The sequence below is a fragment of the Hymenobacter norwichensis DSM 15439 genome (assembly GCF_000420705.1).
In the GTDB taxonomy this organism is placed as follows: Bacteria; Bacteroidota; Bacteroidia; order Cytophagales; family Hymenobacteraceae; genus Hymenobacter; species Hymenobacter norwichensis.
Genome location: NZ_ATVL01000006.1, coordinates 19,793 through 41,104, shown reverse-complemented (window position 1 = coordinate 41,104; position 21,312 = coordinate 19,793). Strand labels below are relative to the sequence as shown.

Below are 21,312 nucleotides of genomic sequence, written 5' to 3'. Positions count from 1 at the left end.
TTCATTATCCTCTAGCTTCAAACTTAGGCTTAGCCACAAGAGCTTGTCCCTTTCTCTGGTATTTCCGTTAAAGCAGGTGTTTTACTTTGTGCGGGCCGATAGGAATAGCCAGCCCACGCCGAACCCGACTCGTCTGCTTATGTCTACTTCTCTTAACATACTGCTGGCCGGCGGTGCGGTGCTACTTGGCGCTGGCATAGTGGCGGCCTACGCCCAAACAACATCAACCAGCAACATTCTGTCGGGCTCGGCCACGCCGCAACTGGTAGCACGGCAGTTCAAGTTCACGGAAGGCCCGGCGGTGGATAAGGCCGGAAACGTGTTCTTCACCGACCAGCCCAACAATAGAATCTGGAAGTACGATACCAGCGGCAAGCTCAGCGTGTTTCTGGATAAAGCCGGCCGAGCCAACGGAATGTACTTCGATAAGCAAGGCAACCTGCTGGCCTGCGCCGACGAGCAAAACCAGTTGTGGTCGATAGCGCCGAACGGCAAGGTGACGGTGCTGCTGCAAGACGTACAGGGCCACCGCCTCAACGGCCCCAACGACTTATGGGTGCACCCCAGCAGCGGCGGTATTTACTTCACCGACCCGTACTACCAGCGCGACTACTGGACCCGTACCGCTCCCGACCCCGGTATTGGCGGCCAGAAGCTGTACTATTTGCCTAAAGGCCAGCGGCAGCCCGCGGTGGTGGATGATAAGCTGCAAAAGCCCAACGGCATCATTGGCACCCCCGACGGCCGGCAGCTATACGTGGCCGACATTGAAGCCGACAAAACCTACCGCTACCAGATTGCGCCCGACGGCCAGCTCACCAACCGGCAGCTGTTCGTGGAGCAGGGCTCCGACGGCATGACCCTCGACAGCCAGGGCAATGTGTACCTTACCGGCAAAGGTGTAACCGTGTACAATGCTGCGGGCCAGAAAATTCAGCACATAGCAGTACCGGAAGCGTGGACGGCCAACGTGTGCTTCGGGGGCAAAAACCGCAGGACGCTGCTCATTACGGCTTCGGAGGCGGTGTACGTACTACCGATGCGGGTAAAAGGCGCGCAGTAAGCGGCAGCTAACCATCGGCGTTGTGGTGGAGGCGGTATCTTTGGCCATGATGCGTACTTTCTCTGCCCGCTTGCGTTTCCTGGTGCCTGTGGTTCTGCTGGCTTTCGCCACCAGTTGCGACGACACCGCCCCCACCCCCGAAGCACTGAACCTCGCGCTGGGCAACCCCAGTGGGGCTACTTCCGATGTCAATCAGCCCAACAACTACCTGCTTACCCGGCCCGAATATGCGCTGAGCTACCACCGCAGCCGGGGCATTCCGAACTGGGTAAGCTGGCATTTGGCGGCCAACGACTTGGGTACAGCGCCCCGCCAAGACAATTTCCGGGCCGACAACGCCCTGCCCGCCGGCTGGTACCAGGTAACGGCCAGCAGCTACACCGGCTCGGGCTTTGATAGGGGCCACCATTGCCCTTCTGCCGACCGCACGGCCAGTTCCGCCAGCAACTCGGCCACGTTCCTGATGACTAATATGCTGCCCCAGGCCCCCAACCTCAACCAACGCACCTGGGCCGACTTGGAGGAATATTGCCGCACTTTGGTGCGCAACGGCAATGAATTGTACATCATCATGGGTAGCTACGGTACCGGTGGCACTGGCTCGCAGGGCGCCGACAACACCATCGACCAAGGCCGCGTGACGGTACCGGCCCGCGTGTGGAAGGTGGTAGTAGTGCTACCCGCTGGCCAACACGACCCGGAGGAAGTAACAAGCAGCACCCGCGTTATTGCCATTAACGCCCCCAATCAAAACTCGGTGGGGGCGGCCTGGGGCAACTACCGCACCACCGTAGACGCCTTGGAAGCCGCTACCGGCCTGGATTTGCTTTCTGCTGTGGCGTCGGGCGTGCAGGCTACTCTAGAGGCACGGGTAGATACGGGGCCGACGCAGTAAATCTGCGCCACGTTCAGAAGCTAATAGGCATACAAAGCCCCAGGCCTGACGCTGAAATAGTGTCAAGCTTGGGGCTTTGCTTATAAGTTTGCGCAAGAGTTAGCTTTACCTATTGTTGCGGGTGGCTGCCGGTAGACATTGCTACAGTTGACTTTTGGCCCGCTACCTTCCGGCCGCTGTTTTCTGGCCACAAACTTATTCCTGCTACCCATGCACGAAAAAATACTGCTGATTCTGGGGTTGCTGTTTGCTATGCTATTGCTCGTGATGCTGGGGCAGAAGCTGCGCATCTCCTACCCTATCTTTCTAGTACTGGGCGGCTTGGGGCTAAGTTTCCTGCCGGGCTTGCCGCACCTAGTCATCGACCCCGACCTGATTTTTCTGATTTTTCTGCCGCCGCTGCTCTACGAAGCTGCCTGGTACACCTCCTGGCACGACTTCTGGCGCTGGCGGCGGCCGATTGGGCTGCTGGCGTTTGGGCTGGTGTTTTTCACGTCCATCATCGTGGCGTACGTATCTAAGGCCCTGATTCCGGGCTTTACGCTGCCGCTGGGGTTTCTGCTGGGCGGCATCATCTCGCCGCCCGATGCCGTGGCCGCTACTTCGGTGCTCAAGGGTGTCAAGGTGCCGCGCCGCATTACGGCCATTCTGGAAGGGGAAAGCCTCATCAACGATGCCAGCAGCCTGATTGTGTTTCGGTTTGCGCTGGCAGCAGTGGTGTCGGGTACGTTTGTGTGGCAGCAGGCGGCTACCACCTTTGTGCTAGTGAGCGGCATGGGCGTGGTGGTGGGGCTGCTGGTGGCGCATGGCTTCTATTTGCTGCACCGCTACTTGCCCACTACCCCCAGCATCAACACGGTACTTACGTTTCTGGCGCCCTACGCTATGTATCTGCTAGCCGAGGAATTCCACTTCTCGGGTGTGTTGGCCGTGGTAAGCGGCGGGCTGCTGATGTCGTTTCACTCGCACCGCGTGTTTGATGCCAATACCCGCCTCCAGACCACCAACGTGTGGGCCAGCGTGGGATTCGTGTTAAACGGGCTGGTCTTCATTCTGATCGGTCTTCAGCTCCCTACGGCGGTGGAGGGACTGGGTAACTACTCGCTCCAGCAAGCCATTACCTACGGCCTGCTCATCAGCGTTATCATCATCCTGATTCGGCTGCTGTGGATGTATCCGGCGGCATTTGTGCCGCGGTGGTGGAGCTACACTATTCGGAGTACCGAGGCTAGCCCCGGCTGGCAGGGGCCGCTGGTACTAGGTTGGGCAGGTATGCGGGGCGTGGTGTCGTTGGCGTCGGCGCTATCGGTGCCACTGCTGACCAATGGGCAGGCTTTTCCGCAGCGCAACCTGATTCTGTTCATCACCTTCGTGGTTATCCTCGTGACGCTGGTATTCCAGGGCCTTACGCTGCCACTGCTTATTCGCTTCACGGGCATCTCTAAAATTGATGAGCAAATGCCCGCCGAAGAGCAGGAAGCGGGCATCCGGCTGCGGCTGCGGCAGGCGGCCCTCGCCCACCTCACCCGGCAGTATTCCACCGACCTGGAACAGAACGAGTTGATAAAGGCCCTGCAACAGCGCATGCAGGCCGAAGCCCAGCGCACCGGCAACCTGCTCGAAGCCCTCGATTTCGATGAAACCAAACGCCTGGCTCTGCAACGCTACCACCACGTGCTACTCGACGTACTGCGGGTGCAGCGCGACGAGCTGGCCGAGCTGCGCCGCCAAGATGTATTCGAGGACCACATGCTCCGCCACCAGGAAGCTCAGTTGGACCTCGACGAAGCCAAAATCAGTCACATGCCGCATTAGGGGTACGCAACTGATAGGTATAAAAAAGGGGGTTCCTTATCCGTGGATAAGAAACCCCCTTTTTTAGGTCAGAATAACAATTACCCCAAGCTCTTGTACCGCACGCGCTTGGGCTCCACATCACCGAGACGCTTCTTCTTGGCTTCCTCGTAGTCGGAGAAGTTACCTTCAAACCACACCACTTGCGAGTCGCCCTCGAAGGCCAGGATGTGGGTGGCAAGGCGGTCCAGGAACCACCGGTCATGGCTGATGATAACGGCGCAACCGGCGAAGTTTTCCAGCGCGTCTTCCAGGGCCCGGATGGCGTTTACGTCCAGGTCGTTGGTGGGCTCGTCAAGCAGCAATAGGTTGGCGCCTTGCTTGAGCGTAGTAGCCAAGTGCACCCGGTTCCGCTCCCCGCCCGAGAGGCTACCTACTTTCTTTTCTTGGTCGCCGCCGCGGAAGTTGAAGTTGCTCACGAAAGCGCGCGAGTTCACCTGCCGGCCGGCCAGCAACATCGTCTCGGTGCCACCCGAAATGGTTTCGAACACCGACTTGCTGCCGTCAAGCGTGTCGTGCTGCTGGTCTACGTAGGCGGTTTGCACCGTGGGGCCCACCACGAACGTTCCGGCATCGGGCTGGAGCTGGTCGGTTATCATGCGGAACAAAGTGGTTTTGCCGGCTCCGTTCGGCCCGATGATGCCTACAATACCGCCTTGGGGCAGCTGGAAGCTTAGGTTTTCAAACAGCAGCTTGTCGCCAAACGCTTTGCGTAATCCTTCGGCCTCAATTACCTGGGCACCCAGGCGCGGACCATCGGGGATGAACAGCTCCAGCTTCTGCTCTTTCTCTTTGGAGTCTTCGTTCACCATCTTGTCGTAGCCAGCTAAGCGGGCTTTGCTCTTGGCTTGGCGGGCTTTCGGAGCCATACGCACCCACTCCAACTCGCGCTGCAAGGTTTTCTGGCGCTTGCTTTCGGTTTTTTCTTCTTGGGCTAGGCGGTTGGACTTCTGCTCCAGCCAGCTGCTGTAGTTGCCTTTCCACGGAATACCCTCGCCGCGGTCCAGTTCCAGAATCCAGCCGGCCACGTTGTCGAGGAAGTACCGGTCGTGGGTAACGGCTATAACGGTGCCTTTGTATTGCTGCAAATGTTGCTCCAGCCACAACACGCTTTCCGCATCCAAGTGGTTGGTCGGTTCATCAAGCAGCAATACGTCTGGCTCTTGGAGCAGCAGGCGGCATAAGGCTACCCGGCGTTTCTCCCCCCCCGACAGGTTGCCAATGATGGCCTCTTCGGGTGGAGTCCGCAAGGCGTCCATAGCGCGCTCCAGCTTGTTGTCGAGGTTCCAGGCATCGAGTTGGTCGAGGCGCTCCTGCACGGTGCCTTGGCGCTCCAGCAACTTGTCGAAGTCGGCATCTTCGGCCCCAAAAGCTTCGTTGATTTCGTCGAATTCTTTGAGCAATGCCACGGTTTCGGCCACGCCTTCCTCAATTATCTGGCGCACGGTTTTGGTGGCATCCAGTTGGGGTTCCTGCTCTAGGTAGCCCACCGTATAGCCCGGCGACCAGACCACGTCGCCCTGAATCTGCTTGTCTTGACCGGCAATAATTTTCAGCAACGACGACTTACCGGAGCCGTTCAGACCCAGTACGCCGATTTTGGCGCCGTAAAAAAACGAGAGGTAAATGTTTTTAAGAACCTGTTTCTGCGGAGGGTAAATCTTGCTTACCCGCTCCATGGAGAAGATAATGGTGGGCTGGTCGCTCATGCGGAAAGGAAAAGGAGTGAGATGGTAAGTGGCGCGCTGGCCGGGCGAAAAACAGGCCTACCGGCACGTATAAATGAAAAAGTAAGTGGTAGGTGGGTAATGGTGGAGGTATCTGCCGTTTCAATTCACTATTTTTAGGAGCCGAGCCCCTTATTTGGAAGGGCACCCAACCTTCCAAACCGGCCTTACGTTCGGTTAAAAGCAATTTACTGGGAGTTGGGCACGGCCAAAGGTAACTAGCCCTTACGTGGTTTGCCACCCTCCCCGGAATGCAGCATATATTGCAACAAGCCGTAAACTTGCACGTCTTTCCAATTTAGGTACTACTACCGCTCCCTTCATCCCACCACCCCCGATTCGCCTACGCGTTATTGAGTTTATGGAACAACAAGACCACCTGCTGGCAGAAGCCCGCCGCTACGGCTACATTGAGGGCGACGAGGTGTGGCTCAAACCCTTTATGGATCTGCCGGCCCGCAAAGTGGGGCAAGTGAAAGAATCTGCCGATGCTTCGCTGGTATATTTTGCCAACCGCTTCGAGCTTTTCCGCAGCAAAGTGGAAGGCTTGCTACAGAAAATAGAAGAATCAGAAAATAAGGGTTCCTTTCTGATGAAGGCCCTGCATTTGAAAGAACAGGTAGCTTCTTACGATGCCCTCGGCGACTTCGAGAGCCTATTTCATCGCCTCACTGAAGCCGAGGATGCCGTGAAGGTGACCGTAGCCCGCAACCGCGAAAAAAACCTGGCCACCAAGGTCAGTCTTATTCAGCAGGTGCAGGCCCTGCACAACGCCTTGGATTGGACCACCGCCGGCGACGAGCTACAGGAGTTACGCCAGGCCTGGATCAAGACCGGCCCGGTGGACAAGCAACACACCGACGAGCTGGAAAACCAGTTTCGGGTGGCTACCGACGAGTTTTTTGTGCGGCGCAAGGCCTTCCAGAACGAGAAGAAGGCCATGACCAACCGCGCCGCCGACCAGTTCAAGTCACTGATTCGGCAGTCGGAAGCGTTGCAGGATTCCAATGAATTCGAGGAAACCACGGCCAAGCTCAAGAAGCTCCAGCAGGATTGGAAGGAAATAGGTGGCTCGTTGCCGCGCAAGCAGGCTAACGACCTTTGGACCCAATTTCGGGCAGCGCACAACCACTTCTTCGAGCGCCTAAAAGTACACATAGAGAGCAAGCGTCACGAGTCGAAAGACAGTTCCACCGATGACAACCTGACCCGCAAGCGCGCTTTAGTAGCCGAAGCGGTGGAGTTGCTCAACCGGCCTATGTCGGAAGCTGTGGCCCGCGCCAAAGAACTGCAAGCTGCCTGGAAGAAGGTAGGCCCAGTACGCGGCCCCGAATCGGACCGGGTGTGGGAGCAATTCATTCTGGCCTGCGACCGGGTGTTTGAGCTGAGTGCCTTGGAGCATTACATCCGCAAGCGCCCCGACAGCGCCACTGCCAAGCCCGACGAGCAGGTAACCATGCGCGTGCAGGCCCTGCGCGACTTCATCAAATACGACCAGCAAGAGCAGCTAACCTTGGAAGAAAACCTGGGCAAGCTCAGTTCGGCACCTGCCAACGACGCGTTCCGGCAAATGCTGCAAGGAAAAATCCGGGCCTTTGAGCGAAAAATCCGCACAAAAAACGACCTGATTGAGATGTTGCGCCAACGTTTGGTTGCGTAACCCAACCTTCGCGGCTATCTTACGTTGCTGCCAACTACAATAGGCTTTCTACGGTCACGTTGTCAGCTATATTGCTCCAGCCAGATTTTTGATGGCTGGAATTTCCTTTCTTTTGACCACCCTTTTACGTACCCACACACGCTTATGTACTGGACGCTGGAACTTGCTTCGTACCTAGAAGATGCTCCCTGGCCCGCCACCAAGGATGAACTTATTGACTACTCTATCCGCTCGGGCGCCCCAATGGAAGTAGTAGAAAACCTGCAAGCCCTGGAAGACGACGGGCAGCCGTACGAAAGCATCGAGGAAGTGTGGCCCGACTACCCAACCAAAGAAGACTTCATGTTCAACGAAGACGAGTACTAGTAGCAGCTTGTTGACGGCTGATGGTTACTCGTTGGATTTTCTTTTGTAGGTAGTTGAACGACCAGCCATCAACCAGTAACAACCAACTAGCATTTGCGTTACGCACAGATAATCTGGTTGCGGGGTATGGCCAACGGGTCTTGCTCCGCAACCTTTTTTTGTTGGTGCCGAAGACGAGCTTTGTAGCTATTGTAGGACACAATGGCTGCGGCAAAACCACCCTTTTCCGAGCGCTGACGGGCCACCTCCCCTACCAAGGCAGCATTACATTGGGTGCACGCGAGTTGCGCACTGTGCGCCGGCCAGCGGCGGAGGGGCTGCTAGCCTATCTACCCCAACGCACGGTTATCGGCTTTCCAATTCGGGTGCGGGAGTTAGTAGTAATGGGGCGCTACCGGCGGCACGGCCTGCTTAGCGCTTATTCTGCCACCGATTACCGGTTAGCCGATGCCGCCCTAGCGGAAGTAGGAGCAGCGCACTTGGCTGAGCAAGACTTTACGCTGCTATCAGGAGGCGAGCAGCAGTTAGTGTGGCTAGCGCAGCTCAGTTTACAGGAAACGCCCCTCTACCTCCTCGATGAGCCTACCCAACAGCTCGATGTGTACTACCGCCGCCGCGTATTCGACCTGATGCAAGCGTGGGTGTTGGAACAAAGTAAAACGGTTCTGTGCATCACTCACGACCTCGACAATCTAATTGGCTTGTCGGGCTATTTACTCAACCTTTCTCATCCTGCCCCCCACTTGGAGCCCTTAACTACGGTGACTGTTCGAGCAGCTAAATCTTTTTTGGAGTCTTCACCTGCGTAGTGGCGCTTTCGCTACGGTACAATAAGTTGGTTGCATAATCCAATACAGGTCAACTTACCGTATCTAAAATAAACCACGGGCAAAACACACTTTCAAGCAATGCTGTTGACTTAGCAGATACTTCATACAGGCAAATAACACTCGGCTTTATTGTTGAGCTTTGCAGAGGGAAGTGTACTTATTATAAATTTCCACCAAGGTTTGTATTCCCGTTTCGGAACACCCCTACAACGTAGCCGAGCGCCACGCTTGACCATTGCTTTTCTTCTGGTATGATTCATATCATTTACATCAGCCGTGCCGTGCGTCCTCTTTCCGACCAGGATTTGCAGGGCCTGCTGGCCCAATGCCGCCGCGACAATGAGCGGAACAACGTAACCGGCGTATTATTTTACAGCCACGGCAACATTGCACAACTTATTGAAGGAGAGGCAGAAACTCTTAACCCACTGTTCGAGATAATATCCCGAGACGGACGCCATTCCAATGTAAATAAGTTGATTAGCAAGCCCATTGGCGCACGTAGTTTTCCTGATTGGTCGATGGCTTTTCACCCACTAGAGCCGAATGGGTTTGAGGCGCTCCAAGGATTTCTGCTCCCCACACACATTACGCCTCCACCTAGCTCCCTCACCATTGCCGACGCCATGCTCCTGGACTTGGTGAAACTGGCTGTATTTGGTGTTGAGCCTCTTGCTCCCAAATCCATTTAGTCGTAGACGTAAATGGTGGCTGTTTTACCTGTGTTCGTTCATCTTTACCGTACTTGGCAGGAAGTAAGGTGGCCTTTTACCTCTTTACTTTTCCATTATGCGTGAACAACAACTGCAAGATATCCTACGGCACATGCCAGCGGGAGTAGCCACCTTGCAGGGCCCGGAGCTGCGGTATGGGTTTGTGAATGACGCTATGCAGGCCGTACTCGGTAGCCCGATTACTGAAGGACAGTCGGTGATGGAGCAGCCCGGTATCATCCCCGCTGACCTGCTGGACGTGATGCAGCAAGTATACCAGCGAGGGCAGCCCTACATAGCAAAGGCTTATTGCTTACCGCTAGCTGACAACAACGATGGCACCACGGCTCCCCAACGGTATTATGATGTAGCGCTGGAACCCGTTCGGGAAGGGGGCAGCCAAGTAACTGGCTTGCTACTTTTCGCTATGGACGTAACCGGCCAGGAAGAGGCTCGCCAACGCACCCACGAGCTAGCCATCGAAACCCGCCGCCTCGATACGCGCCTGCGGGTACTCACCGAAACGGTACCGCAAATCACGTTTACGGTGGATGCGGCAGGTACGTATGAGTACGTTAGCCCGCAGTGGCACTACTTCACGGGCCAGCCAACTACCGCCGACCTTAATATCATCTGGCCGCTACTTATTCACCCCGATGACCGGCTGCGGGTGCTCTACCAAACCGAGGCGGCCCGGTCGGCGGGGGTGGGTTGGAGCTACGAATACCGTCTTCGCCGCCACGATGGACAATACCGCTGGATGCTGAGCCGGGCGTTGCCTGAACTGCACGCGCCCGACAAAGCCGTTTTCTGGCATGGGGCCCTCACCGAAATTCATGATCAGCGCGAATTAGCAGAAGTGTTGCGCCGGGGCGAGGCCGAGCTGCGCTTCTTGGCCGACAGCATTCCAGAGCTTATCTGGACTGCCACAGCGGAGGGCTTTATCGATTACTACAACAAGTATTCGGGTGAGTATTCCGGGCTGTCGGGCGAGGAACTGGGTCCTGCTGGCTGGATTAGCTTGCTGTCCCCAGCCGAACAAGCAGGCGCCGCTCGGCGCTGGATCCATAGCGTGGCTACCGGCGAATCATACGAGGGGCTCTACCGGATGCGGCGCCACGATGGGCGCTACCGTTGGCACATTATTCGGGCGCGTCAGCTCACCGATGCCCGTGGGCTGCGCTGGTTTGGCGCCTGTACCGACGTAGACGACCAACACCGTCTCCGCCAGGTACTACAAACTCAATACGACGAACTAGCCCGCACCAACCGGGACTTGGACACCTTCGTGTACACGGCCTCCCACGACTTAAAACAGCCGCTCCTTAACTTACGTGGCCTGTTCGATGAGTTGCGCCGCACAGCTTCGTTCAACGACCCGCAGGAAGAGGAAATAGTGGTGATGGTTGACGATGCACTATACCAGTTGGACCTGACTCTACAGGACTTAGCAGCTACCGTACAAGACCAGCGGGGGCTTTCAGCTCCGGCTGAGCCCTTGGACTTGCGCAGCGTAACCGAAGAAGTGTTGCTAGGCCTCCGGACGCAGGTGCAGGAATCGGGAGCCGTGCTGGAGTTGGACTTCGAGCAGGTTCCTACGCTCACATACGGCCGCGCTAATTTGCGCTCCATTTTGCACAACCTACTCAGCAACGCCCTGAAATTTGCGCACCCCGAGCGTACTCCACACGTGCTATTGCGCAGTACGCTTGCCGATTCGGGCAACCCGATTCTTATTGTGCAGGACAACGGCCGCGGCATGATTTTACCCGAAGAGCCGGCACCTGTTTTCCAGCCTTTCACCCGTCAGCATCCGCAGATTGGCGGCGCTGGTGTAGGCATGTATTTGGTTCAGCGCATCATTAGTAGCCGAGGAGGGCATTTAGAGGTAGCCAGCGTTATAGATGAGGGCACCACCTTCATTATTCATTGGTTTGACGCTTTGAATGCGTAGGCTGTAATACTCCGCTCTTATAAGAGCTTTATGCGCCCTCTTTGCGTTGGCCTGGGCGCCCGCGCAGCACATGCCAGATGGAGCGCAGAAAGGGCCACGGCGTCACGGAGTTCATTACCTGAAAATTTTCTTTCCAAGATGTTTTCTCATCTAGAAAGTCAAACATCCGCTCTGGGGAGTTCCGCTGAAACATCTCCGTAAAAATCTCGCGGGTTTGCTGCCCTTGGCGCTGCATAATATCAAGCAGTAGGGTATCGAACAAGTGAAACTGCCACCGGTCACCGGTAGGGTCGGCGGGTGGCTGGCCGGTGGTGGCCAGCGCCTGCACCAAGCGCGCCGAGTGAGCCTGAATACGTTTAAACGCGTAGCCTGTGCTAGGCTTAGCCCGGCCAGCTCTGGTACCTAGATTGATGATATGCAACCCAGCCGTAGCAGGCAGTGGGTGGTCAGTCATCGGAATGGCCCCCACTTCTTCGGCTGCTATTCGAAAATCAGTCACGCCCAAACCGGCTAGATAGTCGCGCATGGCTTGCTCGTACTCCGCTTTCGGCAGCACTTCTGCCGAGAACAATGTGTATTCCACCAACGCCCGTCGTTCACTGAATGGCAACACGTACATGAACCGCGCCTCGCGCTGCTGCTCGCCCCGAAAGTCCATGAACTCCATCGTCTCTGGGTCGAAAACGGGTTGTGTAGTTTCCACTTCCCAGCCCACGAAGTGCTGTAGCAGGTACCGGTGATTATCAGGACGCTTGGTGAACTGCGGCGGACGGCTATCGAAGGCATAGCGAGCAGTAAAGGCACCCTCACTAGTTTCGGTCGTTACGCCAGCGGCCGTGGATTGCAACGTTGTAACGGTTCCTCTCAGGCAAGTGAACTGCGGTGCTTTAGCCAGCGCCGCTCGCACGAATTGATAGTAATCCAGCCCCCGAATCATTTTGTAGCGGTGCCGAGTTAGCGGAAACACCCGCTCAAACTGCGGACTACGGAAAGCAATGGCGTTCCATTCGTGTGCTACAATCCCATCGAAGAGCATCGGTTCATCCGCCCAAAACGACCAAGTGCGGTCATTCTGGTCTTTAGCTTCGGGCTCAATCAGCAACACCCGCTTGCTTACTAGGTGGGGCTCCTGGCTGATGTGGTAAGCTAAGCTGAGGCCCGCAGCCCCACCGCCCACTATCAGGTAATCGTAGTCGGAAGATATAGTCACGCTCACACAACCGCTCGAACACAACGGCGGTTGCAAGGTAGAGTGAATTCAGAAACCACAAAGCGCGGGCGGCAACCAGAGTTTGGTTACCGCCCGCGCTTTGTACCGTGCTGTTAGGTCAGATTATGTTAGCCAAGCACTGGCGCACTGATGGCGCCAGCTAGGTCGCGCACGGCATCTCGCACGTCAAAATCCAGTTGGGCGCTGAAGTGCTGCCTACCGGGCAATATGCTAACTTGGGAATGTAGACGTTCCACCCACAGCTGCTCATTGTTTTGGTAGCCAGAAGTGTACGGGTCGTCATCGGACAGCAGCACAATCAGTTTGTCTTTCGGAATGAGCCGGCGCGCTGCTTCGTAGTCGATGGGGGCATGCATCCAATCCAGCACTTCTTGCCACGGACTATCCACCGAAAACCATCCTGCTACGCACAACACACCGCCAATTTGGGGGGCCTTGGGGTTGGCTTTGGCAATGGTAGCCAGATAGTGCAGAATAGCGAGGCAGCCCACACTATGCCCCACCAGATACACGTTGGAATTCAGCTTGTGCGCCGGCAACACTTCTTGTAAGTAACGCACTGCTCGCTCGATAACCGGTAAATCCCAGGCTGGCATGGGCAGCGTATGCACCTGATAGTCGAAGCCATCCTCGGTGGCTACTGCTTGCAACTGTTCGCCTAACCATGGATACCAGTCGTCGTGCGGCGCACCAGCCCAGCGGGGTACAATAAATACTTCTTTCCTTTGCGTTTGGGTCGGAGTTGACATCATAAAGTAGGGAATTTTGAAACACGTCTTCCATATACTTCGGTTGCTGGAAGACTGGATTTTGCAATTCAAAAATTCCAATAATCTTCAAAAGATACAAGCTCAACTAAACAATAAAAAGTCAGCTCCTCACTAGAGAAGCTGACTTTACATAGGAAGTTAAGCCTACTAGAAGTTCGGCGAAAGCAGGTACTTGGAATAGAAGTCGTCGATGATTTTCACGGCCGACTCGGCGTCATCCACTAGTTGCACCAAGTTCATGTCCTCGGGCGAAATGTTGTGCTCTTCGTGCAGCATCACCTTCTCAATCCACTCGAACATACCTTTCCAGTACGCTGTGCCCACCAGCACGATGGGGAAGCGTCCGATTTTCTTGGTTTGAATTAGGGTAATGGCCTCAAACAGCTCATCAAGAGTACCAAAGCCACCGGGCATGCCAATAAAGCCCTGCGCGTACTTCACAAACATCACCTTGCGCACAAAGAAGTAGTCAAAGTTGATGATTTTGTCAGGGTCGATGTAGATGTTGTTGAACTGCTCGAAGGGCAGCTCGATGTTCAAGCCCACCGAACGACCGCCTTCCGAGTGGGCGCCTTTGTTGCCGGCCTCCATAATGCCGGGGCCGCCGCCCGTAATCACGCCGTAGCCGTGGCGCACCAGCTTGGCCGCAATTTCCTCGGCCATTTTGTAGTACGGGTTGTCGGGCTTGGTGCGGGCCGAACCGAAAATGCTCACGCAAGGACCGATTTTCGACATCTTCTCGAAGCCTTCCACAAACTCGGCCATCACTTTGAAGATCTGCCAGGAGTCGGCAATCTTGATTTCGTTCCAGTCTTTGTCAACGAAGGCTTTACGGATGCGCTGCTCGTCGTCGAGCTGCACGGTGCGCTGGCCGTGGGTTTGTTCCCGAATGTCACTGATGGTTTTCACCTTGTTATCATTCACGTCGGGCTGCCGGATGGTTTGGCCGCTGCCGGCGTTCATCACCTCATCGGAGGCTTTGGTGCGGCTGGTTTTTTTGAGCTTAGACATAGGTTCTGAGGTAACTACAGGCAAAGCCAGCCAAGCTGGATTGCCGGAAAAATGGGGAATTGGGGGAAAAGAAAAAGCCGCCCCACGCAACTAGAGCGGCTAAAAGTGCAGGGGTGCAAATTACAGGTTGATTGTCAATAGTTGATTGGTTGAGGTATTGAATTATTGGTTGCTGAATTGTTAAGTGGCTCTGGCCTGACGGCTTTTGAGCCGTCGCACCGGTCGTTGTCAACTATCTGTAAAGAGCGGTATCTCATGCCCGGCGGCTTAAAAGCCGTCAGGCCGGGTACCCCAGTTTTAAAGGTGCTTTAAGTAATTGGTAGTTAACCACACCTCGCTGAAGTCAACCACTGAAATAGCAAATACTTGAACTCCCTACTTACTCCGGATAGCAATAACCGGGTCGAGGTTGGCGGCCAGTACCGCCGGAATAATACCAGCCAGTACCCCAATCACCACCGATACGGTAAGACCAAGCGTGATATTGGCCGCCGATAGTGTGAGCGGCATAGCGTCCTGCGGCACCAACGTAATCAGCCAAACCAAGAAGATACCGGCCGCCCCACCAATCAAACACAGGAAAATAGCTTCAAACAGGAACTGGAATAGGATAAAGTAGTTCTTGGCCCCCAACGACTTCTGAATCCCGATGATGTTGGTGCGCTCCTTTACCGACACAAACATAATGTTGGCAATACCGAAGCCGCCCACCAGCATAGCAAACGAGCCAATAACAGCCCCCGCAATACCAATCACGGAGAACAGCTTACCCACCATATTGGTCAGCATCTCGGGGCGGTTGAGAGCGAAATTGTCTTCCTCCCGCGGCTTTAGTGTGCGGATGTTGCGAATCAGGCCCTTCATTTCGTATTCCAAGTCCAGTAGGCCAGTGTCCTCGTCACGGCCTTTTACGGCAATAGTAGGCGTTACGCCAGTCAGGCCGTTGGTGCTTAGCGCGAATATCTTGCTAAACGCCCCGAACGGAATAACGCAGTTCGTATCGTTGCTGGGCGTATCCAGAATCTTCTTGCCTTCCTTCTTTACGATGCCAATAATAGTGAATGTCAGTCCTCGGGCCTTGAACTGCTGCCCGAGCGCCGAGCCGTTCGGGAACAGGGTGTTGGCAATGTCGGCGCCCACAATGGCTACGTTGCGCGCCGCTTCCACTTCCTGCGTGGTGAAATAACGGCCTTCCTCAATCGGCAGGTCGGCCACGTTGCGGTAATCGTAGGAAACGCCCATTAGTGCGCAGCCCTGCAAGCTATTGGAGCCTACCCGCAAAGTATTGCCGCCGGTAGCGGCATAAATAGCAACGCCCCGCTGATTATCGGAGAGGCTACGCTGCAACAGTTGATACTCACGCACTGTGGGGGCCGGTCGCTGGAAATAGCGCCACCACGGGTAGTCAGGCTGGTCAAAGGTCCACGGCATTTTCATGACGTAAATCACCTTGTCGCCCACGAAGCTCATACTTTGGCGCACGTTGGCCTCCAAGGAATCGACGACGGTGAAAACGGAGATAATGGCAAAGATGCCGACCGTCACGCCCAGCAACGAAAGAATGGTCCGCAGTAGATTTGATTTCAGGGCTTGCCACGCGAAGCGGAAGCTTTCTAAAGTCAGACGCAGAGCTTTCATACAGGTGAAATTGTGAGATGGTGAGGTAGCGAGTTTACGTTGGAGTGGCACGAGTTTGCTCGAGCGGCACCAATTGCGCAACCAGAACGTAAACTCTTATTGCGCCAGCTCACAATTTCACCTTTCCGCCCGAAAAGTAACGATAAATCAAGCGAGGTTGCGTACTTTTGCCCACCCAAATTTTCTTTAGCTTCCCTAGCTATTGCCTTTGCCTTTCCTGCCTATATGAAGCTCTCCGAGTTCAAGTTTGACCTGCCCGAGGCCCTAGTGGCCCAACACCCGGCCAAAAACCGCGACGAATCTCGCCTCATGGTGCTGCACCGCGACAGTGGCAAGATAGAGCACCGGACGTTCAAAGACATCATCGAGTACTTCGGCGAAGGCGACGTATTTGTGGTCAACGACACCAAAGTATTTCCGGCCCGCCTCTACGGTAACAAAGAGAAAACCGGTGCCAAGATTGAGGTATTCCTGCTCCGCGAGTTGAACAAAGAAATCCACTTGTGGGATGTGCTGGTTGACCCGGCCCGTAAAATCCGGGTGGGCAACAAGCTGTATTTCGACGACGAAGGTGAAGTGGTAGCAGAGGTTATCGACAACACTACCTCACGTGGCCGAACCATCAAGTTCCTGTTCGACGGCTCCGATGAAGAGTTCTACAAAGCGCTACACAACCTAGGCGAAACGCCACTGCCGCGCGAGTCTATCACCCGCGACGCCGAGCCGGCTGATAAAGAGCGTTACCAGACAATCTATGCCAAGCACACGGGCGCAGTAGCGGCCCCCTCGGCTGGCCTGCACTTCACCCGCGAGGTAATGAAGCGCTTGGAAATCAGAGGCGTGGAAGTGGTACCGGTTACGCTGCACGTAGGCCTAGGCACCTTCCGCACCGTGGATGTGGAGGATTTGACCAAGCACAAGATGGATTCCGAGAACTTCATCGTGCCTGGCTCGTCGGCTGTTGTTGTGAACAAGGCGCTGGACGCCAAGAAGCGTGTGTGCGCCGTAGGTACCACCTCCATGCGCGCCATGGAATCGTCGGTGTCGGCCAACTCCCGGCTGAAAGCCAACGAAGGTTGGACTGACCGGTTCATCTTCCCGCCTTATGACTTCAAAATTGCCAACACGCTGCTGACTAACTTTCATACGCCGGAAAGCACGCTCATGATGATGGCTTCAGCGTTTGCTGGCCATGAATTCCTGATTGAAGCGTACCAGACGGCTATTAAGGAGAAATATAAGTTCTTCAGCTACGGCGACGCCATGCTGATTTTGTAGGCAAGCGCGCAAGAGCTTTAGGCTCTTGATGTTTCCCGAATTGAATTGCGCCGGATACCGACTATGTTGGTATCTGGCGTTTTTTATTGGCTTATTATTGCGGGCTTCGTTTGTATATTTTGTTATGGCACCTTCTTTCCAAGCTCCCAAGCCCCCAAGTCCTCACCCCGCCAGATACGCTATTATAGTAGCAGGTGGCAGCGGCACGCGCATGGGTGCCGACCGCCCCAAGCAGTTCTTAGAGCTGGCTGGCGAGCCGGTGCTACTACATACGCTCCGCCGGTTCACTGATTCGGCACTAGGGGTATCGGCGGTGATATTAGTGCTGCCTACCGACCAATTCGAGACCTGGGCGCAGCTGTGTGCCACATACCATATTCGGATTCCGCATACAGTGGTAGCAGGTGGGGCCTCGCGGTGGGCCTCGGTGCGCAACGGGCTAGCCGAGTTAGCCAGCTACCCAACGGGGGTGGTGGCCGTACACGACGGAGTACGCCCTCTAACGCCGGTAGCTGTGATTGAAAACACATATGCCGCCGCGGCTGCCCATGGTGCCGCCATAGCCGCCGTACCGCCCAAAGACTCGGTGCGTGTACTAAGCCAGCAAGGTTCTTATGCCCTAGACCGCAGCCGTTTGCGGTTGGTACAAACACCGCAATGCTTTGAAATAGACTTGTTACGGCGGGCTTACCAACTTCCAGAGCTGTCTACCTTCACCGACGATGCTAGTGTAGTGGAAGACATGCACCCCATCCAGCTAGTAGCGGGCGACTACTGCAACCTGAAAATTACAACGCCTGATGATTTACTGCTCGCCGAAGCCCTATTGCGGCAGCAGCTCTAGCGTATAATTGCTATCAGAGGCTAACTACTGAAATTGCCACAGCCAGCTTTGCAGGACTGCACCTTCGGATGGCTTACAGGCGTCGCGTCGCCATTCGCCGGCCGAAATAGATGGAAGCCGCCAGGATTCCCAGTAGCCCAGCGGTAATTGCTGCAATGCCAGCACTCAGGATGCGTGGCTGTACTACCAATATCCATTGTATTTCCAACACTAAGGCTATTAGGACAGTTAAACCCCAGTAGCGCAGTACACTAGCAGTAGTAGGTACGGCTCTGAGCTGCCGGGCGGGCATTAGCCAAATAGCCAGCACTATAGCGGCCCCACCTACTATAGAACTCACAAAGGCTACGATATGGAATATGGGAATGGTGCGGCTGCCGACCCACATGATGCCGCGCAAACCGGGCAGAATATCGGCCGTTGAAGTGTGGTTATGGGTAAAACTGTCCCAAAACAAATGCAATGCAGCTCCTACTATAGCACTCAGCAGTACGCCCCAGTAGTAGCGCCGGAAGTAGTTTAGCCAGTCAAAGCCCATGTATTTTTCCAGGCGCCGATACAACACCGCCGGCAGATGGGCAATGAGTGGCCGCCGCACCAGCAAGTGAAAAATAAAGGCCACCGCCAGCGTAACCGGACAGCTGAAATAAAAAATACTGGCTATCGTGTGGCTGTGCGCGCTGGCCAGCTTGAGCCGCATAAACTTCTCACAATCGGGAGCCATACTGCCTACAATCAGGCCGGTTGCCGACACCCATTGGTGCTTTCGCCGAGCGTATAACAGCGGAATAACCAGCGCCGGGTGCGCAAAAGTAAAGGGCATACAACGATAGTGTGAATTGGCCTATAGCAGTTCAGCCTGCAATGTAAAGGTAGGCGCTACCCCGCACACGTCTGCTTTCATGACTGGCTCTGCTCATCAATTACCATTCTGCTGCGGTTCCATTCCCGTAAAGTGCGGTATCTTTCCGCAGATTATCAAGCTTCGTATTTGCGGGCCATTCCGCAACCCTGCTGCTTGAGTATTGGCTAGGGTACTGGGGTGGTGCAGCAAACTTTTTCTTGCTTATGAGTCTGAAGGTAACATTAGCTCTCGAACGCCAAAGGCGGAAAGAAGCTGAAGCGGAGGTAGCCCGGCTCAGGATCCTGCTAGAAACAGTTGACACGGCTTCTACGACTTCGGTATCATCGCCTGATGCGGCGCAGAACCTAGCCAAAGTGGTTAGCCAGCTCAAACAGACCGAGCAGCAACTGGAAGACCAACAAGGCTTGGTACGGTTGGTAATTGACAATAGCCCAAACCTGGTTTATGTAGAAGACCAGCAGGGACGGTGTATTCTGGCTAACAAGCGCTACATCGAGTTGCTTGAACAGCAGGTCAGCCCGGTAACTTTAGAGGAAGAAAGCGCCACTAACCTGGAGCTAGACCAACCTGAAGCAAGCCGCCTGATTACAACCACTTCTTTTGAAGAGTGCTATCATCTTCGGGATGGGCAAACAGTGTGGTATTACACCACCAAAAGCCCTTTGGCCCAGGCTGATGGGTCCGACTACATCCTTACGTTTTCGTCGGATATCACCGACCTGAAACGGGCCCATCAAGTGGCCGAAGAGTCAGTGCAGGCTCGGCAGCTGTTTATGGCCAACATGAGCCACGAAATTCGGACGCCCTTGCACGGCATCTTGGGTTTGTCGGACTTGCTGAAGAAGGAACCCCTCTCCACCGAGCAAACCGACTACGTGGACATGATTAAATCCAGCACCGAGAACCTGCTGGTAGTTATCAACGACATTCTGGATTTCGCTAAAATCGAATCTGGCAAGATTAGCCTTGAGAGCATTCCATTTGATGTTCTCTCTACGGTGCAGAACGCCGCCCGCTCTCTAAGCTTCAAGTCCGACGAGAAAGGCTTGCTACTGCGCATTATTAATCCGCAGGAAGATCTTCCATTTGCCAAAGGCGACCCTTTCCGGTTGCATCAGGTATTGGTGAATCTGATTAGCAACGCCATCAAATTCACACGTCAGGGTGCCATTACCATCACCATTGATGCCAGCCAGCGCCAGGGCAATAACCTGCCTATTACATTCAGTGTGGCAGATACTGGTATTGGCATCAGCGCTGAAAATATCAGTCAGATATTCAATAGTTTCCGGCAAGCCGATAGCAGCATTCCGCGCCTATACGGTGGTACGGGCCTCGGACTAACCATTTGCAAAAACCTAATTGAGCTACAAGGAGGCTCAATAGAGGTGCAAAGTGAGCTGGGCCGCGGAAGCTGCTTTAAGTTCACTATTCCATACGCAGTGAGTGAAGCGCCGCTGACGGAAGATACTGCTGTTATCAAGGAGCCTAACTTGTTGCAAGGCCTTACAGTGCTGCTAGCTGAAGACAACGCCGTTAATCAGTTGATAGGGGTGTCGATGCTGGGGCAATGGAAGGTGCGGGTGGAAATGGCCCAAAACGGAGAGGAAGCTTTGCTGAAGTCGTCACAAAGCAAATACGACCTAATTCTGATGGATGTGCAGATGCCAATGCTGGACGGTATAGAAGCCACGGCACGCCTGCGCTCTACCCCCGGCCCAAACCAGCATGTGCCCATCATTGCGTTGTCGGCAGACGCCATTCGCATTAATGCTTCGTCCTATCAATCGTTGGGCTTCACTCATTACCTAACCAAGCCATACACCGATGTGGCTTTGTATAACCTGCTGGCGCAAGCTAGTCAGCGGGCTCCTGTTGGAGCGCCCATGCAAGAAATACCTGCTACCCCGATAGAAGCAGGTTTACATTACGATTTTAATTTACTCGGTAAGCTCGGCAACAATCCTGTGTTTATACATCAGATGCTGGCGCTATTTGTCGACAGAGTACCTCAGCAGGTCAGGACTTTGCAGGATGCTATTGAGCAAAATGATTGGCTAACGGTAGCGAATGAAGCACATAGCTTGAAGACTACATTCGGCAGCCTTAATATTCAACCCGAGACCAATCATCTCAAAAAACTAGAGGAGCTAGCAGAAACTAACCCTGTTCCACCAAAAAGTGAATTTTATACACTAGCAATGGCTGTTTCAAAAGCCACTCCACTATTTATTGATCTTTTTCAAAAAAAGATAGCCGAATTTTTATAGCCTCCGTATTAGGCACCTACTTAGCTTAGCTATATGAATTACCCCTGTTGAAAGTACATTTCAAAGATAAGAGATACGCCTCACCAAGTCTTGTGCGCTAAGAGCTATTGGTTATACATATTCTTTAATCTTTAATTAGTTAATTTCGTTCTAAGCCTGTTCTACCAAACAAGATGAAGCTTTATCTGTGTGTTTCTCAGGGGCTAAGAAACCCTGCCAACGCCAGTAGGAATGAGCTTATACAAGTTTGTGAAGATTACCAAATCATTGCATAAAATCTATAAGATTTTGTTATTCCCATATCAATTCCTATATTTGTAACTCAAATCATAACGAATTGACT

17 protein-coding genes are annotated in these 21,312 nt (G+C 54.4%); 11 read left to right on the top strand and 6 right to left on the bottom strand.

The features are described from left to right. Positions 1–139 precede the first annotated feature (139 nt). The 3 genes from G536_RS0101265 (at position 140) to G536_RS0101255 (ending at position 3,773) form a co-directional block, all read left to right on the top strand. A complete protein-coding gene (locus G536_RS0101265; protein WP_022821762.1) occupies positions 140–1,063 on the top strand; it encodes an SMP-30/gluconolactonase/LRE family protein in 924 nt (307 codons plus the stop codon). Positions 1,064–1,109: 46 nt separating this feature from the next. Beyond that, positions 1,110–1,958, top strand: coding sequence for a DNA/RNA non-specific endonuclease (locus G536_RS0101260; protein ID WP_026879733.1), 849 nt, complete (start codon positions 1,110–1,112; stop codon positions 1,956–1,958). 210 nt (positions 1,959–2,168) lie between these two features. Continuing rightward, positions 2,169–3,773 carry a Na+/H+ antiporter gene (locus G536_RS0101255; RefSeq protein ID WP_026879732.1) on the top strand — a complete coding sequence of 535 codons (1,605 nt, stop codon included), beginning with the start codon at positions 2,169–2,171 and terminating at the stop codon, positions 3,771–3,773. A gap of 80 nt (positions 3,774–3,853) precedes the next feature. Here the strand turns inward: G536_RS0101255 and ettA are convergent, their stop codons facing one another. After that, on the bottom strand, positions 3,854–5,521 hold the full coding sequence (ettA, locus tag G536_RS0101250) for an energy-dependent translational throttle protein EttA (RefSeq protein ID WP_022821759.1): 1,668 nt from the start codon (positions 5,519–5,521) through the stop codon (positions 3,854–3,856). 379 nt (positions 5,522–5,900) lie between these two features. Between ettA and G536_RS0101245 the strand changes: the two genes are divergently transcribed. The 5 genes from G536_RS0101245 (at position 5,901) to G536_RS0101225 (ending at position 11,062) form a co-directional block, all read left to right on the top strand. Then, the gene (locus G536_RS0101245) at positions 5,901–7,199 is read left to right on the top strand and encodes a DUF349 domain-containing protein (protein ID WP_022821758.1); all 1,299 of its coding nucleotides are present in this window, start codon (positions 5,901–5,903) and stop codon (positions 7,197–7,199) included. A gap of 144 nt (positions 7,200–7,343) precedes the next feature. Further along, a complete protein-coding gene (locus tag G536_RS0101240; RefSeq protein ID WP_022821757.1) occupies positions 7,344–7,565 on the top strand; it encodes a DUF2795 domain-containing protein in 222 nt (73 codons plus the stop codon). 140 nt (positions 7,566–7,705) lie between these two features. Continuing rightward, positions 7,706–8,374 (top strand): ABC transporter ATP-binding protein, encoded by a 669-nt coding sequence (locus G536_RS0101235; protein ID WP_157530288.1) that lies wholly within the window; start codon positions 7,706–7,708, stop codon positions 8,372–8,374. 272 nt (positions 8,375–8,646) lie between these two features. After that, positions 8,647–9,087, top strand: coding sequence for a BLUF domain-containing protein (locus G536_RS25700; protein ID WP_022821755.1), 441 nt, complete (start codon positions 8,647–8,649; stop codon positions 9,085–9,087). Between the two features lie 97 nt (positions 9,088–9,184). Next, a complete protein-coding gene (locus G536_RS0101225; RefSeq protein WP_022821754.1) occupies positions 9,185–11,062 on the top strand; it encodes a PAS domain-containing sensor histidine kinase in 1,878 nt (625 codons plus the stop codon). 28 nt (positions 11,063–11,090) lie between these two features. Here G536_RS0101225 and G536_RS0101220 read toward each other — a convergent pair whose 3' ends face one another. The 4 genes from G536_RS0101220 to G536_RS0101205 form a co-directional block, all read right to left on the bottom strand. Continuing rightward, positions 11,091–12,272: a lycopene cyclase family protein gene (locus G536_RS0101220; RefSeq protein WP_026879730.1), complete on the bottom strand. Its 1,182-nt coding sequence runs from the start codon at positions 12,270–12,272 to the stop codon at positions 11,091–11,093. Positions 12,273–12,400: 128 nt separating this feature from the next. Next, on the bottom strand, positions 12,401–13,045 hold the full coding sequence (locus tag G536_RS0101215) for an RBBP9/YdeN family alpha/beta hydrolase (protein ID WP_022821752.1): 645 nt from the start codon (positions 13,043–13,045) through the stop codon (positions 12,401–12,403). Between the two features lie 165 nt (positions 13,046–13,210). After that, a complete protein-coding gene (locus G536_RS0101210; protein WP_022821751.1) occupies positions 13,211–14,074 on the bottom strand; it encodes an LOG family protein in 864 nt (287 codons plus the stop codon). 375 nt (positions 14,075–14,449) lie between these two features. Beyond that, positions 14,450–15,712 carry an ABC transporter permease gene (locus G536_RS0101205; protein WP_022821750.1) on the bottom strand — a complete coding sequence of 421 codons (1,263 nt, stop codon included), beginning with the start codon at positions 15,710–15,712 and terminating at the stop codon, positions 14,450–14,452. Between the two features lie 225 nt (positions 15,713–15,937). Here G536_RS0101205 and queA point away from each other — a divergent pair, with 225 nt between their 5' ends. Together queA and G536_RS0101195 are read left to right on the top strand one after the other, a co-directional pair. Further along, positions 15,938–16,990 (top strand): tRNA preQ1(34) S-adenosylmethionine ribosyltransferase-isomerase QueA, encoded by a 1,053-nt coding sequence (queA, locus tag G536_RS0101200; protein ID WP_022821749.1) that lies wholly within the window; start codon positions 15,938–15,940, stop codon positions 16,988–16,990. Between the two features lie 124 nt (positions 16,991–17,114). Further along, positions 17,115–17,834 carry a 2-C-methyl-D-erythritol 4-phosphate cytidylyltransferase gene (locus G536_RS0101195; RefSeq protein ID WP_022821748.1) on the top strand — a complete coding sequence of 240 codons (720 nt, stop codon included), beginning with the start codon at positions 17,115–17,117 and terminating at the stop codon, positions 17,832–17,834. 73 nt (positions 17,835–17,907) lie between these two features. Here G536_RS0101195 and G536_RS25695 read toward each other — a convergent pair whose 3' ends face one another. Further along, a complete protein-coding gene (locus G536_RS25695) occupies positions 17,908–18,657 on the bottom strand; it encodes a DUF4184 family protein (protein WP_022821747.1) in 750 nt (249 codons plus the stop codon). A gap of 245 nt (positions 18,658–18,902) precedes the next feature. On the opposite strand from G536_RS25695, the gene G536_RS0101185 reads away from it, so the two are divergent. Beyond that, the gene (locus G536_RS0101185; RefSeq protein ID WP_022821746.1) at positions 18,903–20,969 is read left to right on the top strand and encodes an ATP-binding protein; all 2,067 of its coding nucleotides are present in this window, start codon (positions 18,903–18,905) and stop codon (positions 20,967–20,969) included. The last annotated feature ends 343 nt before the right edge of the window (positions 20,970–21,312 follow it).